At 66.7% G+C, this 17,402-nt stretch carries 10 protein-coding genes and 1 pseudogene; 2 read left to right on the forward strand and 9 right to left on the reverse strand.

Annotated features, from left to right (window positions below):
• Positions 1-114: 114 nt before the first annotated feature.
• Entirely contained in the window at positions 115-2,208 is a 2,094-nt protein-coding gene (locus tag J8F10_RS32225) for a sigma-70 family RNA polymerase sigma factor (RefSeq protein WP_210660840.1), read from the forward strand.
• 557 nt (positions 2,209-2,765) lie between these two features.
• The gene (locus J8F10_RS32230; protein ID WP_210660842.1) at positions 2,766-4,250 is read left to right on the forward strand and encodes a hypothetical protein; all 1,485 of its coding nucleotides are present in this window, start codon (positions 2,766-2,768) and stop codon (positions 4,248-4,250) included.
• Between the two features lie 745 nt (positions 4,251-4,995).
• Here J8F10_RS32230 and J8F10_RS32235 read toward each other — a convergent pair.
• From J8F10_RS32235 to J8F10_RS32265, 9 genes and pseudogenes are all read right to left on the reverse strand, one after another.
• Entirely contained in the window at positions 4,996-5,286 is a 291-nt protein-coding gene (locus J8F10_RS32235; protein ID WP_210660844.1) for a transposase, read from the reverse strand.
• A complete protein-coding gene (locus J8F10_RS39455) occupies positions 5,274-5,567 on the reverse strand; it encodes a hypothetical protein (protein WP_246523693.1) in 294 nt (97 codons plus the stop codon). Before J8F10_RS39455 ends, J8F10_RS32235 begins: the two co-directional genes overlap by 13 nt.
• Complete coding sequence (locus J8F10_RS39460) at positions 5,564-5,848, reverse strand: hypothetical protein (protein ID WP_246523694.1); 285 nt, start codon at positions 5,846-5,848, stop codon at positions 5,564-5,566. The genes J8F10_RS39455 and J8F10_RS39460 overlap by 4 nt, the downstream gene beginning before the upstream one ends.
• A gap of 31 nt (positions 5,849-5,879) precedes the next feature.
• Positions 5,880-6,140, reverse strand: a pseudogene (locus J8F10_RS41010) (helix-turn-helix domain-containing protein); the annotation flags it as partial.
• 112 nt (positions 6,141-6,252) lie between these two features.
• Complete coding sequence (locus J8F10_RS32245) at positions 6,253-6,399, reverse strand: hypothetical protein (protein WP_210660848.1); 147 nt, start codon at positions 6,397-6,399, stop codon at positions 6,253-6,255.
• A gap of 675 nt (positions 6,400-7,074) precedes the next feature.
• On the reverse strand, positions 7,075-7,437 hold the full coding sequence (locus J8F10_RS40070) for a BBP7 family outer membrane beta-barrel protein (protein ID WP_315854196.1): 363 nt from the start codon (positions 7,435-7,437) through the stop codon (positions 7,075-7,077).
• A 1-nt stretch (position 7,438) separates the two neighbouring features.
• Positions 7,439-8,287 carry a BBP7 family outer membrane beta-barrel protein gene (locus J8F10_RS40075; RefSeq protein ID WP_315854197.1) on the reverse strand — a complete coding sequence of 283 codons (849 nt, stop codon included), beginning with the start codon at positions 8,285-8,287 and terminating at the stop codon, positions 7,439-7,441.
• An 81-nt stretch (positions 8,288-8,368) separates the two neighbouring features.
• Positions 8,369-9,100, reverse strand: a complete 732-nt coding sequence (locus J8F10_RS32260; protein ID WP_210660854.1) for an FG-GAP repeat domain-containing protein — start codon at positions 9,098-9,100, stop codon at positions 8,369-8,371.
• A gap of 20 nt (positions 9,101-9,120) precedes the next feature.
• Positions 9,121-17,121 carry an SdrD B-like domain-containing protein gene (locus J8F10_RS32265; protein WP_210660856.1) on the reverse strand — a complete coding sequence of 2,667 codons (8,001 nt, stop codon included), beginning with the start codon at positions 17,119-17,121 and terminating at the stop codon, positions 9,121-9,123.
• Positions 17,122-17,402 lie beyond the last annotated feature (281 nt).

The raw sequence follows: 17,402 nt of genomic DNA on the forward strand, positions 1-17,402 counted from the left end.
CGGTTCCGCGCGTATACCCCAGATTCCCGATGGGGTGCCCGCCCCGTTACATGGCTCGGCCGGAATCGTGTATCAAAACGGTGGGGTCCGGCAGCATCTGTACGGAGGGCGGACATGCTGGCGAGCGCGGCTCGGGTCCTGCGGGGCATCGCGGGCGAGGAACAAACGGACGCGGAGCTGCTCGGGCGGTTCGTCGACCGCCGCGACGAGGCCGCGTTCGCGCTGCTCGTGCGCCGCCACGGGGCGATGGTCTACGGGGTGTGCCGGCGGGTGCTCCCCGAACCGGACGCCGAAGACGCGTTCCAGGCCACGTTCCTGGTGCTGGCCCAGAAAGCGCGAACGGCCGCCCCTCGGGAGGTGGCCAACTGGCTCTACGGGGTGGCCCGCCGGGCGGCGCTGCTGTCCCGCCGGTCCATCGTCCGGAGGAGGGAGAGGACCGGGGAGGTGCCCGACCGTCCCGCTCCCGAACCGAACCCGATGGCCGAGTCGTTGGCCGCGCTGGACGAGGAGTTGAGCCGCCTGCCCGGTGCGTACCGCACCGTGATCGTGCTGTGCGACCTGGAGGGGCGGACCCGCCGAGAAGCGGCCGCCACCCTCGGCTGGCCCGAGGGAACGGTGGCGGGCCGGCTGTCGCGGGCGCGTGAGGTGCTCGCGAAACGGCTCGCGAGGCGCGCCCCGGCCGTTTCGGTGGCGGCGGCCCTCGCGGGAACGGCGGGCCTGCCGGCCTCGGTGGTGTCTTCAACAATTCGGGTCGCGGCCCTCGGTTCGTTCGGACCGCCGCCGCCGGCCGCTGCGATCTCCGCCGCGGTCGCGGCTCTCACACAAGGAGTGCTGAACGCCATGCTGGTGAGCAAACTCAAGGCGGCCGGCGCCGTCGTTCTGGTACTCGGTCTTCTGGCGACCGGGGCGGTGGGTCTCGGCGACCGGGGGGCGTCGGCTCGGGGCGACAAGGCCCCTGAGGAGCGAACGACTCCGCCACAGAAAGGCAAGACGGCTCCCGCTTCGGATCAGGACTTCGGTGACCTGCAAGGCCGGTGGGTGGTGGTGGCGATGGAGGGGGACGGCGAGAAGGTCTCCGCTGACGTGTTGGAGGGGATGAAGTGGGCAATCAAGGGGAACCAGATCACCGCCAGTCAACCGGGTTCGACCGGCACCATGTCCTTCAAACTGGCCCCCGGTAGGACGCCGAAAGAAATCGACATCACCGCACTGGACGGCAATCTGAAGGGGACGACGTCACCCGGAATTTACGCGATCGAAGGGTCGAAGCTGCGGGTCGGTTTCGGGGAGAAGGTCCGCCCGACGGCCTTCGTGACGGCTCCGGGGGACGGGCGCACCATGATCACTCTTAAGAAAGAAGCCTTCACCGCGTGGGGCAAGGAAGTCGGCGGCCTGCGGGCGGGGCTGGAGGTCCAGGGGGAGCGGGCGTACCGCCTCGGCGAGGCGGTCACGCTTTTTGTCCGGGTCCGGAACGTCGGGGCGGAGACGGTGAAGTTCGCGTACATCCGGCAGTACCTGGACGAGAACCCGCCCGGCGTGACGGGTGCCGACGGGAAGTCGATCCCGCAGGCAACGTCAGAGGTCATGGGGCAGGTCCACGTTCCGGTCGCCGTGGCCCTGGAACCGGGCAAGGAAATCGTGCTCGAAACGCGGATTCACGGGGCGGCTGGAGTGCCGTATGAACTCCGGCCGGCGGGCGGCGGGGGAACGCCCGCGACTCGGGACCACCCGCTCAAAGTCGGGACCGGGAAGGTCACTGTCCAGTACGAGCGGGTGTTCGGCAACTCCTCGATCGGGAGGATCAAGATCGACCCGGCGATTGCCGGACTCGCCACGGGGAAACTGGAAATTGAGGTGGCCGAGCCCGAGCCCGTCGAGAAGGGGCCGATCCAACTGCCGACGGGCCAGGGGTTCCGGGAACTTAAGGGGAAGGATCGGGAGGCATACGAGACGACCAACGCGTGGCTCGAGGAGCGCCTCAAGGAAGCCCAGTCGATCAAGGTCGGCAGCACCTACGCCGACGTGTGCGTGTATTTCCGCATCGACGGCGGGCTCGCCCCCGTGGGGAAGGCCCGGTACGTCAACATCCTGTGCCCGCTCCTGAAAATCGACGTCGAGTTCGAGCCGGTGAAGGGCGGCCCCCTGCCACCGGCGGCGAAGGTGGCCAAGGTGTCCCGCCCGTACTTCGAGCGGGAGTACCTGGATTGATGACGTCCCCTGCGGACGACGCGGGGATCGGTGAGAGGCGGAGCCAATGGGTCAGGAGCCCTGGCACCCCGGCCGCGGTGAACCCGGCAGCGACGGTCGCGATCAGTTGAAACTCGTCCATGCGTCATCGTTCCTGGTTGAGAAGCCCGATCGGCGCACGGAGTGCCGTTGTCCGTACCGAGTGCGCGATGGGGGGGCGGGCTTGTTCTCCAATCAGCTCCAGAATTCGGTCTCCACCGATGGCGCGAACGTACACGTCCCTGCTGATGGTGACGCCGCGCAAATGGAATTTAGTGGAGGCGATCTCGGGCGGCGCGAGTCGCAATTTCGGGACCGAACCCGGACGATCGGTCGTCGCGGCGATCCGAGTGGAATCGCTCAAATGCGCCTGATTATGCGCTGGAGGAAGTTTGACGGGTGTGCCGGTGTCGGGTAGGCTAATCAGCCAATCGAGAAGCCAAGCGTCCCGCACTTATCGCCGCGGGCGCGTGCTCCCGCCGATACTCCGAGACCGGGAGAATGCCCTTCCAAGGCGACCCACCCCCGAGGATCCGCTCGTGCGATTATGCGCAATCATTGTGGCGATGGCGGGCACCGTCCTCATCGCCTCCGAAACGGGCATCGCTCAACCGCCCGGTGGCCCCAGGCCGAAGCAAAAAGAAAAATTGGGAGGCCCCGGGGCAGGGGGAAAGGGCGGGAAAGCGGCCCCGAAGATCGAGCCCGCAACCGAACCCAAGGTCGAGCCGAAAGCCGCCGCGCCGAAAACCGCGGTCCCGACACTCGATGAGCGGCTGTTCGCACTGTATGCGGTGGAGGATCTGATTAATGACATGCGCCGGCCGCGCGGCTTCCCGGAACTCAAGACGCGCGTGGTCTACCACCGCCTGGTCTACGATATTCTCCGGCGGCACGTCGAGGAGAAGAACGAGAAGGAGTGGCGCGACCCGGAGTTCATGGCGATCTTCCAAGTTTACGACGCTCGTTTGAGTGCCGTGTCGCAGGGGGCCAAAGAACTCTACGACTCGATGGACCGGTCCCAGGCGGCTCTCAAGCGCAAGGTGGACGAGGCCGCCGTGCAGGCCCTTACGACCGGACTGGCGTACAGCTTCCGTTCGGCCGTAGAAGGTGACAGCGACGCGATGGTGTTCCTGACCGGCGCACTCGCGGCAAACGAGGCCCGCGCCGGAAAGCAGCCGGAAGTGGATGCCCTAAAGAAGCAACTCACGGAGAAGCTGACCAAAACGGTTGCCGGCTTTAAGACCTTGTACGCCGATGAGATGGGCACCGCCGCTAAGAACTTCCAGGCCGGGGTCGAAAAGAGCAAGTGGCGCGACAACGATTTCGTGTTCCGCCTCCCGAAGGGGGCGACCAGCCGCAACCCGTTCGTCGAGGTGTGGCGCGCGGAGGCGTTCTGCAACGGGGCCGCAGCGGTACCGGTGCTCGTGAAGCAATCCGAGGAATGCGCCCGCGCGGCGGAAACGGTCCCGTCCGGGGCCGCGTTCGACCCGTTCCGCACGATCTTCCTCAGCGTCGCGGGGCGCCTGGCGAATAAGGCGGCCGAAAAGGATCTCGGGGCCGTCGGGTTCCCCGCGAGCGCCGCGGCGGCCCCGAAGTCGGGCGCACTGGCACGGGACATTTGGTCGAATTACCTCGCGGTGGAGAAGATCGACCGGAACATCAACGACAGCGTCGTCCGCCAGGCGTTTCTGGCGAGTGCGTATGCGGGTAACTTTGACGAGGCGGTGAAGACGGTCGAGTCGCGGGCCGGGACGCAAAGCAACAGGGCTTACCCGAACCGGGCACCCGTTTACGAACCGACCGCGAGTTACTCGTCCAATCCCGTTTTTTGGTACGACGCCGCGCGGGTCGCCAGTGTCGCGGGGAAGGCGCCGTTTGCAATGAAGTGCTTGACGATCGCGGTCAAGGAAGGGTTCAACGACGCGGACGCCGCCAAGTTCTGCCCCGACCTGGAACGAGTCCGCACCGACGAGAAAACTAAGGCGCTGTTCAACAATTTATTCGAGAAGAAGGGCCGTCGCTGATTATCCGCGTGACGTGGTAAGCTATCTTTCGTGACCGGGTCACGCGCGAGATTTCGCGGGCGTGCTGCCGCGCCGGGTGTTGGATCTGGGCCGTCCACTGGGATCGCGCTTGGCGCCTTAGCCGGGCGCGGAAGCGATCGGTTGCCAACCCGCGCAACGTTGTCGGACATGATCGACCACCGCGTGCGCGGGGCGGCGGCACGTCTCGGGCGCGGACATCAACCCGCCCTGCAGCTTCGCGCCCGCGGCCGTCCGGTTCTCGCCCCACCTTCCGGTCCACCATCGGCCGAATCGCCTTCTCGGCCTTCCAGTTGGTCGGCTCGATTCGTGGGCCAAGCACGAACGCGAATCGCCGAACCATCTGTACCCTTGGCCGTCTTCACCTGCTCGGACCTGAGCATCCGCCGGTGCCGCACCTCCTACTGCATGGCGGGCGAGAAGCGGTACCAACCCCGATCAAAAGAGCTGTTGCGGAGCTCCGTTGCGACGTTGTGGCGAATGTGTTTACATCTTTCGGGCGCCAATCCGGTACGCGGTTTAGTCGATGATCTGGGCCGCCGACCCAGATCATCGACTAAATCGTCACCCGAACCCGGACAAGCTCCGTGGTAATAATGGCGATGATCTGGGCCGGCGCCGCACTGAGCGGAACTTCAGCGGCACCACGTTGATTCCACTGGCGAGCCGATCCGCTGATTTTGTAACTCCAGTTCAGCTCCTGATACATGAACCCGGAACCGCTGCCTCATTTGGTGGTTTTCCGCTTGGGCCGCCCCTCGATGATGCTTTTGACCTTGTGGCGGACGGTCTGGAAGTAGCTCAAACTGGCCCGGAGCGAGGTTTTCAGGTCGCCCGGGGTGTCGAACAGGCGGTTGTGCGTCGCGCGCCTGCGGAGCTTCTTCCAGAACCGCTCGATCGGGTTGAGTTGCGGGCTGTAGCTCGGTAACCACTTGAACTCCAGGTGCGGGTTCTCGTGCATCGCCTCATCGATCGGCCGGCCCCGGTGCCACGGGGCGCTATCGATCAACAGCACCACCCGTGGGTGCTTCTCCGGGGATACATGTGACCGATGTGACGCAGGTGATCGGCGAACGCCGCCTGCATCCGGCGGGTCTTGCCCGGCCCCGTGTTCTTCTTGGTATTCTTCGGGTTTTCCAGCGTGTTGGCGTGGACCGCCGCCGTGACCAGGTTGACGACCTCGAACACGTATAGCAGATCCTTGCAGTCCCGGGTGCCGACCGTGGGCCGGTGGCCCTTCACTCCCAACGTCGCGCACAGGGGCGGGACCATCGGGAACCGGGCCTCATCCGGGCTCAACAGGACGATCTCCCCGGCCGCCGCCCGTTTCCCAGTTCCGCGATCTCCGGCCGGCCCCCGGCCTGCTCGATCGGGTCGCCTCGCTCGTGGCGGTACGTCGGTCGATAGAGACGAATGTCGATCTTGGAACAGAACCGCTGGGCGGCACTGCGGGAGGTGCGGATGCCCTGGGTCTTGAGCAGGTGGCCGGCCCGTTCCTCGTGGGTCCAGTTGGCCCGGTCCGGTCCCTGTTCGGCCGGCCCCGCGATCACCCAACTCTTGACCTCGTCGGCCAGGGACACCGGGATGTGGCCGGGCTTGCCCGCGGCCTTCTTGGGGCGATGTCCTATCGGGTCCGTCGGCGCAGTAGGCGTTGAGCCACCGGGAGACGGTGCGTCGGTGAATCCCCAGGTCGGCGGCGATGCCCTGTCGGGCGCGGCCGCGGTGGGCCATGAGTACGATCTGGAGCCGGTCCCGGAGCTTACGGTCCGCCGTCGCGCGGAACAGGACTTCGAGGCGTTCCGCCTCGGCCGAAGGCAACTGGATGCGAATCAGGGTGAGGTCTCCAACAGAGGGGCATCCCTCTCCACGCATCGCGCTCGTTCACCGTTGAGCAGCCGAGCGGTCGAGATGTGCTTGGCCTCGGCGAATCGGGTGCGGGGCGTCGTCGGCTTCTTCGGCCCCCGGACCGCCTTCCGATACCGGCTCAGGTTCGCACCTCGGGCCAGTCCGACCAACCACTCGGCCATCCGACCGACCACCCGCCGATCTCGACCCACGTCTCGGCCGGGATCGCGATCCACAGCCCCGGGCACGCCCCCGACACCTCCAGCGCCAGGTGGTAATCCGACACTCCAACCGTGACCGACGCCCCGTGGGTCGCCGCAACGCGCCCTTCACCCCGGCGTACACGCTCCCGGCCGCCAACGCCACGCCGAACCCGAACACCGCCGCCGGCGGGTACCCGAGCGCGTTCACCTCGCACTTGAGCACCGTCGTCAACCGTAGGAACAGCCCCTCGACGGACCACCGACCCCGGTACAACTCGGCCACGGCCGCCGCGACCGCAACCCCGGCCGGCAAGTTGGTCAGGATTTCGATCACCCGGTCCCCGTCCCGGGTCGTCCAACGTCAGCCGCACCCGCCGAATCGACAACCCAGTCCCGCCCGGCTCGACCAACCAAATGGTCTGCTCATCCAGTGCCCCGGTGTCAGTCCTCCCGGCCGAGACCCACTCCGATTCCCGCTCCCAAATCAGGGTCGCGGCGCGCCGGCGGATGACGAAGACGCCCTTCCGTCGGGCGACCCCGAACAGGAACCCGGTGGTGCAGAAGTTCCGGCCCGCGACCCACACGTCGCCCGCGGCCACGGTCTCCAAGATCGGGTCGAGCAGGGACCGCTCCTGGGTGTGCCCGTCCTGGCATGGGACCACGTCGATGGCCAGCCCGAGGGCCGGGTCGAGGACCGCTCAGGATGGTGCCGGGGCACGGAACGCACGCTCCGCCGCGCGGTACCTTCAACCAATTGCCTACCACTTCACACTTAACCCCAAGTTGATCCCCTGCACCCAGGTATTCGTCTGCCGCATCACGAACGCCGGGCGCGCCGGTCCGGTGCCAGCAGGGGCACCCGGAAGCAGGTTCGGGTTCACCACGAGGTCGATCTGGTCGCCCGCGCGAGCCACATCGGTTAGCAGCAGAAACGAATACCCAGCAGAGACACTGATGCGGTCCGTCAGGCGGCACCCGAGGTGCAAATCGAGTTCGGGAATCAGAGTGAAACTCGAGGAACGGTAAGTACCGATGTTGCTCGTTTGGGCGAGCAAGCCCCCGGGTCGCGTGACAGAGGCGAGCCCCGGCACATCGTTCCGCGTGGCGCCGAAGACGGTCACTTCACGGTTCGTGGCGCCGAGGTCGAGGCGCGTCGTCAACTCCGCGCTGAACGCCCCCCCGCCGCCCGACAAAAGCCGCGCCGAGGCTCGCCCCGTGGAAGCGGTTCTCGGTGCGGAACGAATCGAAGACCGTGATCTGTGTTCCGGGTACGAACGGTGCTCCCGGGGAGAGGTTCTCCCGAACCGCGAGCTGATCGTTGAGGCCGAAGTAGCGGTAGCCCGCGAGCACGTCGACGCGGTAACTGGTGTCGCACCCCGTGCCGCAGCACACGGGAACCCGCACCAGCGCGTCGGCGCCCGTGACCCCCGTTGTGCTCGCGCTCCCGGTGACGAACCCGGGGACCAGCTCGAAGGCCAGTTGCCCGGTGTTCGCGTTGATAAAGGGCCGGCCGGTGGGCTGGGCCGGGAGCCCGGAGCCGAACTGGTCAAGAGATCGGGCGGGGGCGAGGAAGAAGTAGCTTCCCTGGAGTGCGAAATGGCAGTCGTCGAACCACACACCGAACTCGGTACGCGCGCCCGCCCGCATTTCGTCGTTCAGCCGCGATCCGCCGAAGCGTACCGCCGGCGGATTGCCCCCCTGAGTGACCAGCGGCGGGGTCCGCATTCCTTGCCCCCACCATAGTAGGGCGTCCGTGTGCCACCACGCGCGCGGGCACTCGCAGCACGACGTGCGGACGTCTTGCTTACAATCCGGAATGCAGTCCGCGAGCGATCCCGTGGGTGGGTCTTTCATAGCCGGCCGCGCGTCCGAGACGGGAGCGGGTGTGGCCGGCGGCGCGCTCGGCTCTTCTGCGCGTACAGTTCCCGCGAACAGGGGCGCCGCCAGAAGCGCCCAGTACAACCGACGCATAGAACGCCCCTCATATTGACGCGGGCGCCATACTTATCGGAATTACGCGGTCGGCCCGATTAATCGAATCTGCCGCGCCGGTCACAGCCGGCGCCGCCGAGCGAACCAAAGTAGGGATTCGGCAAGATCGACCCCGGAACCAGGGGCGGCTAAAAAGCTGTCGACTTCGATTCCACCGTCGAACGCCTTCACGTGATTGGTACCAGCGGCGAGCGTAATCAGTTCGTTCCGCCCGTTCCCGTCCGCGTCACCCGCCGCGAATCGAACGCCCCCGGTGTGACCAGAGTAGGCGTAAAAGCTCTGTTGCAAGCTCTCGCCCGCGAAGACTTTCACATGGGAACTCTGTGTCGCCGCGCCAATGAACAGGCGGGCCGGTAAACCCGTCGGCGGCTCGAAGGTGAAGGTGATGTCGCCGGTGAACCCGTCGAACGCCAGGAGGCTCCGCACCAGCGCGCCCGTCAGCCCGTCGAACACTTTCACGTGTGACGAGCCGTGGAGCGGGGCTACCGCCACGTCCGCTCGCCCGTCGCTGGTATCGTCCCCCGCGGCCACCTGAACCCCGCCCGAATAACCCGCGAAGGACATGAAGCTGGCCAGTACCGCTCCTGTTCGGCCACTGAACACTTTTACGTGACTGGAGCCGCTCGCGGTACCGACCACGATGTCGGCGAATCCGTCCCCGTCCACGTCGCCGGTCGCGAGCGACACCCCACCGGTAAATCCCTCGAACGCCAGGAAGCTCCGCACCAGCGCGCCCGTCAGCCCGTCGAGCACCTTCACGTGACTCGACGGGCTGACGGGAGCGACCAGCACGTCCGCAAACCCGTCGCCAGTTACGTCGCCCTGCGCGAACCGCAGTGTGCCACTGTAACCGGGGAACGGGTCGATTGTGAGTCGCGGGGAGGCGGCCCCGTGTCGTACACCTGCGCGGTCGAACCCGCCGGCGCGCGCGTGACGAGTAGCGCGGGCAAAAGCGTGCCCGCGGCCGTCGGGGGCACGGGGGCCAAAACCGGGTTCACATCGGTCACACCGCTCCCGGGCGGGCCGAACAGCGCCGACAGGTCCGTGCTGGACAGGAGCCAGAATTTGCTCGGGTCGATGAGCCCGAGTTCGCCGAAGTCGTAGTTCGTCCCGCGCTGTTGTAACCCGACCGGGATCGTGGTGATGATGTCGTTGCCCGCGATCCCGCCCAGGGTGCCGGCGCGGTCGAGGCCGTCCATCAGGTTCGGGGGCTGCGTCTCGGTCAGCACATACGTCCCGCCGAACATACCGCGGAAGAGGTAGTTCCCGTTCCCGTCCGTCACGACGAGGGCGAGCACCGTGCGCCCGGCGAGGTCGGTTCCCGTGAGCGCGACCGTTGCGCCGGGAACCCCCATCTCGCCGGGGTCGCGAACGCCGTTGTTGTTGGTGTCGATGTACACCGAGCCGGCGAGACTGGAGTTCGCGGCCAACTCGCCGAAGTTGAACGGCCCGCGGATCGGGAACGGGTCGAGTTCCACGTTGTCGAACCGGTCGTTGCCCACGATTACGGTGAACGGCGGATTCGGGTCGCCGTTCTGCTCGCGCCCGTCGATGTAACCCGCGGGCTGCGTCTCGACGAACGTGTACAGGCCCGGCGGGAGGATCGGGAACTCCCACCGGCCGGCGCCGTTAGTGAAGACCGTCAGCGCGCCGCCGGGGATGTCGGACGCGGTCAGCAGGCGCTCCAACGGGGTGCCGGTGAACGCGACCCCGGACACGGTGACCGCGACACCCGCGATGCCCGGCTCGCCCGATTCCAGCACCGCGTTGTCGTTCAGGTCAACGTAGACGAAGCCGAACGGGTCCGCGGGCGGGTTCTCGCCGAAGTTGTACTCGGTGCCGTCGTCACCGATGCCGAGCGCGACTTGGAGCTGGTTCTTCGCGGGCGACGAGCCCCGCGGCGCGCCCGCGACCGTTCCGACCGTATCGAGCCCGTCGTAGAACCCGCTTTGACCCGCATCAAAGACCGACGGCGGTTGAACCTCCCGAACGGTGTAAGTGCCCTCGGGCAACAGGTCGAAGAGGTACCCGCCCAGCGCGCCGGTGGTGGCGGTTCGCGGGAGCAGCGGGTTGCCGAGCGGGTCCGTGCCGGTGAGGACCAGCGTCACCCCGGCGATGCCGGTTTCCGGCTTCGCGCCGGTCGGCTCGCGCAGGCCGTTGATGCTGAAGTCGCGGTACACGAACCCCGTAAGCGCTGCCCCCAGGTAAGCGCCCGCGTCCACCGTGTTGTTCGTTTCTCCGATGGCGAGGGTGACCGGCGCCCGGCCGAGGGTGCGGCTGGCGTCGCTGTCGATCGTGTCGTCCGCCCCGACATTAAGGAGCGTGAAGACGTACCCGACCGGCGCGGTAAACTGCACCGTGTACGAACCCGGGCGCAGGTTGGCGAACGAGTACAGCCCGCCGCCACTCGTGGTTGTGGTGAGCGAGAACGATGAACCGTCCGGGTTCGTGCCCGCGAGGGTGACCGGCAACCCGCCGAGACCCGGTTCGCCGACGTCCTGGAGGCCGTTACCATTGAGGTCGTGCCACACAAAATCGCCGACCGTCGCCGGCGGCAGTTCACCGAAGTTGTAGTTCGCGGCGGCCGCGTTCGAGCCGAGCGGGATCGCAATTCCGGTGATCGCGTCCGCGTCGCGCGGGGTGCCACCCAGGGTGCCGGCGCCCCCGAAGAGTGTACCGGGCGTGTCGCGGCCATCGGCCCGGTTCACCGGCTGGTTCACCTGAGTGATGACGTACCCCCCGGGGCCGCTCGGACGCAACCCGGTGAAGCTGTAGGTTCCGGTCGTCGTCACGACCTGCACGCTCACCGCGTTCCCGATGTGGTCGGTGCCGGTCAGTGTCATCGTGACGGAGCCGGTGATGAGCGCCTCGCCCGCCCCCGGCTCGTAGATCCCGTTGTCGTTGAGGTCGGCGTAGATGAACCCGCCGATGCTGCTGCTGTTGACCGTGACCTGGGCCGGGTCGCTGTCGTTGTAGGCCCGGCCGCCGAGGAACTGGAAGTAGCTGGTGTAGTCGAGCGTGGCAGTGTTCGGAACGACGGCCCCCGGCAGCGGGGCGCCGGTCAGCCGGGCCTGATAAGTGATCGTCAGCGTCTCGCCGAGGGCGAGCAGGGCGACCACGGTCACGGTCGTGTCCCCGGTCCCGTTCCCGTTACTGACGAGGGCAACCGACGAGCCGGAAGCCGTAACGGTACCGGGAATCAGTTCCAGGTTGCCCGCGTTCAGCAGGTCCCGCACGGCCACTTCAAACGCGGGCGCGGTGGATTGGGGCAGGTGGGTGACGGTCACGGTGTAGGTGAGCACGTCCCCGGCGTCGGCACTGGCGGGCGACACGGACTTCTGGATGTCCAGTGCGGGCTCGACGATGTCGGCCACTGCGGTGTCGGAGATCGTACCGAATCCGTAGTTGAGCGTGGCGGTGTTGGTCACCTGCTGGCCGGAGACGTTTTCCGGCAGATCGGTGACCCGCCCGACCACGTCTACGACGATCTGATCGCGCGCGTCGGTGACGTTGTCGGGCGCGTTGACCACCGTTCCGAAGTTGAACGTAACTGTGGAACCGGCAACGACACCCGGCGCACCGACCGCCAGGGCGCTACCGGAGATGTTCCCGCCGATCGCGACCACCCGGGCCGATCCGAACACGACCGTCCCGCCGAACATCGTCGGCAGCAGGTCCATCAGATTCAGCGTCGAGGTGCCCTCGGGCACCGTAATGGTGAGTCGGTAGGTGACGGACTCGCCGACGGTCAGGTCGACGAGGGTCGGGTCGAACTGGTCGCTGCCGGTCAACGGGGTGCCGGTGCTGAGGATGTTCTTGTCCAGATCCGGGGTGACGATCGTGAGCGCGGCCGACGTGCTGCCGGAGTAGTCGTTGATGCCCCCGGAACCGTTCCGCTCACCGTCGGACGCGCCCGACGCGCCCGGCGTGACGGAATCCGTAGGGTTCACCAGCGTCCCGTTGCCGGGTAAACTGGTCCACGTCACGTTCGCGGTGTTCGTAATGGTTTCGCCCGACTGAACGCCCGCGGTCAAAACGACCTCGTACAAGACGCTAATCACGTCACCGGGATCGACACGGGCGAGTGTCACATCCGCGGTGGCGCCGGTCGAATTGTTTGTGAACCCTGCCACGAGTTGGACGCCGTTTCGGAACACGACGATACTGGCCGGGTCGATGACCATCTTGCCAGCCGGCGGGGTGTCGGTGAGTCGCACATCGTAGGCCGCGGACGTGAACCGGTCGACCCCGCTGGCGTAATCGACGCGGTAACGCACCCGGTCACCGGCGTCGTGCGGGTTCGTATCGGGCTGGTCCGGATCGGTCGGCGAAACTACGGACTTGCCTTCGACGACAATAACCGGCTCGGCGACCCGGAGCGTGGCACTGGCGGTGTTGCCGGTCACGACCCCGTTCACCAGCGTGGAGACCTCGTTCACCAGAACCGCACCGGCCTGGTTCCCCGCGCTGTTGGTAACGAGCGCGTTGAACTCGACGAGCACGAACTCGAAATCGTTGCTCGGGTCGGGCGGGTTGCCCACCATCCCGAGGTCGAACGTGACCTGCGTGCGCCCGCTGACCGTGGCGAGCGAGATCAGGCCCGCCGGGATGGGGAACTCCGGGGTCAGCGTCGTGACGTTGTTCTCGTCCCCGGTGAGGTAGAGGTCGGGTGGGAGCAGCGGGGCCGGGTCCGTCAGGTTCGAGGCAACGAGGTTGTCGCCGGCGTCGCTGACCAGGGCGACGAACCCGCTGCCGTCGGAGAGTAACTGCACCCCGGCCGGGAGCAGGTCCACGAACTGAAAGCTCGTCGGGGTGCCGAATTCCGGGATCGCCACCGTTACGCGGTAGCGGACGATTTCGCCCACGACCACGTTCGCGGGATCGCCGGTCGCGGTCTCCGAGGTCACCTTCACGGCTTTGAACAGTTGCGGGTTCAGAATGTTGATGTCCGCGCCGTCGGTGGCGACGTAGTCGTTCACGCCCCCGGCGCCGGTGCGCTCGGTCGAATCGGGGGTGAACGGCGAGCGCTGTCCGGGGACACCGTTGAGGCTCGTCCAGCGCACCGCCGCATCGTTCGGGATCACTTGCCCGACCGTCACGGTCGTGGCGACGTTGCCGACGACCGTGATGGTGATCGTCCGCGCGGCGTCCACCAGCAGGTCGAAGTCGCCGCCCGCGACGGTCCGGAGCACGAGCCGGTTGCCGTTGCCCGGGTCGGGCACCAGTTCAAAGTTCGCGCTCGTAACGATCCCCGTCGTATCAACGACGGTGAAACTCAGGTTCTCGAGCGGGGAACCGACCTGACCCGCGAGGAACAGGTCGCTGAAGGTCACGTCGAAAGCGTCGGCCGTGAACTGGTTCGCGCCGGGCACGTTTTGGAGCGTGATGGTGTACGCGAACGGGTCGCCCGCGTCGCCGGTATCGCCGGCGCCGTCCACTGACACGGACTTCGCGATCCGCACCTGCGGCTCGATGACCGTGACGTTCGGGGCCGCCGCGCTGATCGTGGGACCGCCCTGATAGGTCAGGCTCACCCCGTTGTTCACCAGATCGCCGGCGTTCGACTGCGCGTTGTTGACCACCACCGCCGTGTACACCAGTTCGATGACCTCCGGAACCGCGTTGCTGGAGTTGCCGTTGACGATGTTGCCCAGGGTCCAGGTGACGGTCCGGCCGCTGTTGGTGACGACCGGGACCAGGCCGCCGCTCAGAGTCACACCGCCCGGGAGAGTGCTCGAAACCATCCCGACGAAGGCCAGTTCCGGATCGAGGGTGTCCGTGAGGATCGCGCCAGGGGTGGTCCCCTCCGGCACGGTAATCCGCACGCGGTAGGTCACCAGCTCGCCGATGACGGCTTCGGTGCTCGCGTTGAACGTGTCCGCGATCTCGGTGCCGACGAGCGTTTTCGTCACGGTCGGGGCAGCGATCTGCACGGTGGCGTCGTCGGTGAGGCCGCCGGGAACGAAGTTCGGGCCGCCCTCGCTGCCGGCGTAGTTGGCCAGCGTCGCAACGTCCGTGATGATCTGGTTGGTCCGGTTGCCCGACGTGAGCAGGTCGAACGTGATGACGACGATGTTGCTGCCGTCCTGAACCGTCACCCCGTTGACCGAGCCGGGACCGATGGCCCCGCGACCCGCGGACGGGTCGCGGAGGCGGATGCCGCCGAGCTCGTCGAACGAGCCGTTCGACACCACGTCGAACGGGACGAGGGTCCCGGCCCCGTCGGTGACGCGCAGGTTGATGCCGCCCGGGGGCAGCGTGAAGCCTTCGGGGAGAGTATCGCGGATCAACAGGTCGAACGCCCCGTTCGGTCCGGACCCGGTGTTCTCGACCACCACTGCGAAGGTGACCAAATCGCTCTGGTCGACGTTGCGGAGGTTGCTGTTGATCGGCGTCGCGGCCAGGCCCGCGAAGCTGATGGTGCCGGTGAATCGCGCGCCGGCGGTGCCGGGGGCGTTGAACGCGACCGGACCGACCGCGCCCGGCGAGAAGGTGCCGTTCGGGTTGTTCGTGGCGACGACGCCCTTCGTGATGTTCAGGAGCGGCTCTTGCAGTACCACCTGGCTGATGGCGTCGCCCGTGACCGTCTCGAGCACCGTGTTGTTCGACCGCACCTGCGCGCCGTTGCTCAGCAGCAGTTGGTCGGCGAACGGGTCGGTGCTCACGGTGACCGTGAACAGGATGTCGATCGTGGCCGGCGCGTTGGTCGGGTCGTCGTAGGTGCCGTAATTGAAAATGACGCTGTTGGCGGAGGAATTCGGGCCGACCGTTGGCACAATGCCCGAGCGCGCGGTGAAGGTGTCGGCGGGGCCGAATTTCGCGCGCCCCGCCACCGGCACCGCGGCACTCACCACGTTGTCGATACCGGTCACCGCGCCGGTCGTGTCCACGTCGAAGATCGGCAGCGGCAAAAAATCCGTGACGGTCAGGTTGTCGACGTCGGCGGTGGGGAGGGAGTACCGCAGCCGGTACGTCACCGTGTCCCCCGGGGAGATCCTCGGGGTAGCGGAGGTGTTGAGTACACCGTTGATCGCGTAGACCGTCTTGACGAACGAGCCACTGACGGTCTTGTTGCTAGTGGAGCTGGTGTCGTCCTCGCTGTTGCCGTTGGGGGTCAGGTCGGTGACGTTGAGCAAGTCGCCCGAGATGGTGACGTTGTTGCTGATGGGATCGCCCTGGTCCAGTGACGGGTTCCCGGACGGGAAGTCGATCTCGTAACGGTCCTGAACGACGGTCCGAAACGTGATCGTCCCCTGTGTCGGGCCGAACGGCAGCGGCGGGTCCGACGTTGGCGGGCCGATGCCGGTTCCACCCACGGGGATCGCGCCGCCGACGAGCCGCCCGTTCGTCGAGAACCCGCGCGCGGCCAGCTCTGCGGACACACGCAATACCAACCGGTCGCTGCCACCGGTAACGTTTGGTGTCAGTGTGAAGTTGGCCGCGCCGAACGCGCCGGACGTGTTCCCGCCGGCGCCGTGCCCGTCGATCACGAATAGCGTCGGGGTGCCGGTGAACAACTGCCCGTCGCTGAAAAGGTCGGTAAGGACGATGTTCTGGAACGCGAAGTAGTCCGACACCTGGAAGTTGATGGTGTACTCGACCGTGTCGCCGGGGCTGAGGCCGGGCGCACCGGTGTCGACGACGACGCTCAACGTCTTCTGCGTCGCGATGGATTTTAGCGTCAGCGTGTGATCGTTTGCGGTTATATCGGACGTGACCGTTGTAGTCGGATCGCGCGGGTCGATGGGCGCCCATGTCGCCGACGCGCTGGCGTCATCAACGGCCGTCGTGTCGTCACCGGTGCTGGGGTCGATGATCGGCGAGAGCGGTGCGTCGATGCGCGGCACGTAGTAACTGAACGTCATCTGCGCGTCGACCGTGGCGGCGGTGCCGGTGACACTCGCGAACCGACGGGTCAACGTTCCGCCCGGGGCCGTGGTGGACGGCGTACTGATCGCGGTGGTCGCCCCGCTCGTGGACACCACGGAAACGAACTGCAGTTCGGGCGGGAGGACGTCGGTCAGGTCGAGGGCCGTTAGCGTCTGCCCGGTCGCGACGTCGACGCTCACACGGTACTGGCGCGGGAAGTTCGGGCCGGTGGTCGTTTCGTCCTCGGGGCCGAGGTACGTCTTCGTCAGGCGGAAGAGCGTCGGGGTGACCGACGAGGCCACCGGCGCGCCGATGAGTGACGGGTCGGTCGCCGGGTTGTCGAGCGCGTCGTTGCCGAACCGGAACCCGCCCTCCGCGCGGACCGGGAGCGGGACGTTCACATCGGCGAGGTTGCTCACCGCGGCAGTGATGACGATGTCCGCCGGAGGTTGGGCGGGCGTGAAACTACCGTATGGAACTTCCAGCACCACGAGTTGATCGCCCGGCTGGAAGCCGGCCGGCGGGGTGATCGTGACCGGTTGGCCGCTCGCGCTCTTCGCGAAGGGGTGCGGTACCCCGGCGGACGTGAGCGTGATAACGGTTGCCCGGACGGTGGTCCCGAGGTACGCGGCGCTGACGAACGTGATCCCGTCGTCGACCGCGGCCCCGGCCCCGTCGGCGCCGGTCGCGGGGAGGTACAGGTCCACGAACGGTCCGTAGCCCGTATCGGTCACCGAAGTGTTGTCGAAGCGAACGGTGAACGTGAGATTTTCACCGATCAGTGACTCGGCCGGGAGCCCGGTGAGCGTGGCCGTTGGAGCGGCCGCGGGCGCCGTGCGGTCTTCGAGTTGTTCACACAACAATCGCCACTTCTGGAACGTCCTCCTACGAGGTGCGGTTGGGGAGAGGTTCGCTCCCGTACCCCTCAAATGGCGCCCGAACATCCCCGACCCTCCGAGAGCTTCAGGAAACTGTTGGGGGCGATGTTGGAGGCCGACGTTACACCAGTATCCCGAAGGGGCCACTCAGCGACCCCAAGTTTTTGCCCGAGTGATACTAATGTTTTGACGAGTTGCCGGATTTTTCGACATCTGCGATATGCTACGACTTGGTCGGTGGCTGGTTCGTCCATCGAAACCACTGTTCCCAGTTCGGCTTTGCCGATTTTGGATATCGCTCACTTTCTCCTCGCCTCTATAGTCGCGCGGCCGGTACGTTACCAAAA

Source organism: Gemmata palustris, from assembly GCF_017939745.1.
Classification (GTDB): Bacteria; Planctomycetota; Planctomycetia; order Gemmatales; family Gemmataceae; genus Gemmata; species Gemmata palustris.

Bases quoted from the DNA above. Each gene is read 5' to 3' on its own strand.
- J8F10_RS32265 (WP_210660856.1), bottom strand. From the start codon at position 17,121: ATGTTCGGGCGCCATTTGAGGGGTACGGGAGCGAACCTCTCCCCAACC.
- J8F10_RS32225 (WP_210660840.1), top strand. From the start codon at position 115: ATGCTGGCGAGCGCGGCTCGGGTCCTGCGGGGCATCGCGGGCGAGGAA.
- J8F10_RS40075 (WP_315854197.1), bottom strand. From the start codon at position 8,287: ATGCGTCGGTTGTACTGGGCGCTTCTGGCGGCGCCCCTGTTCGCGGGA.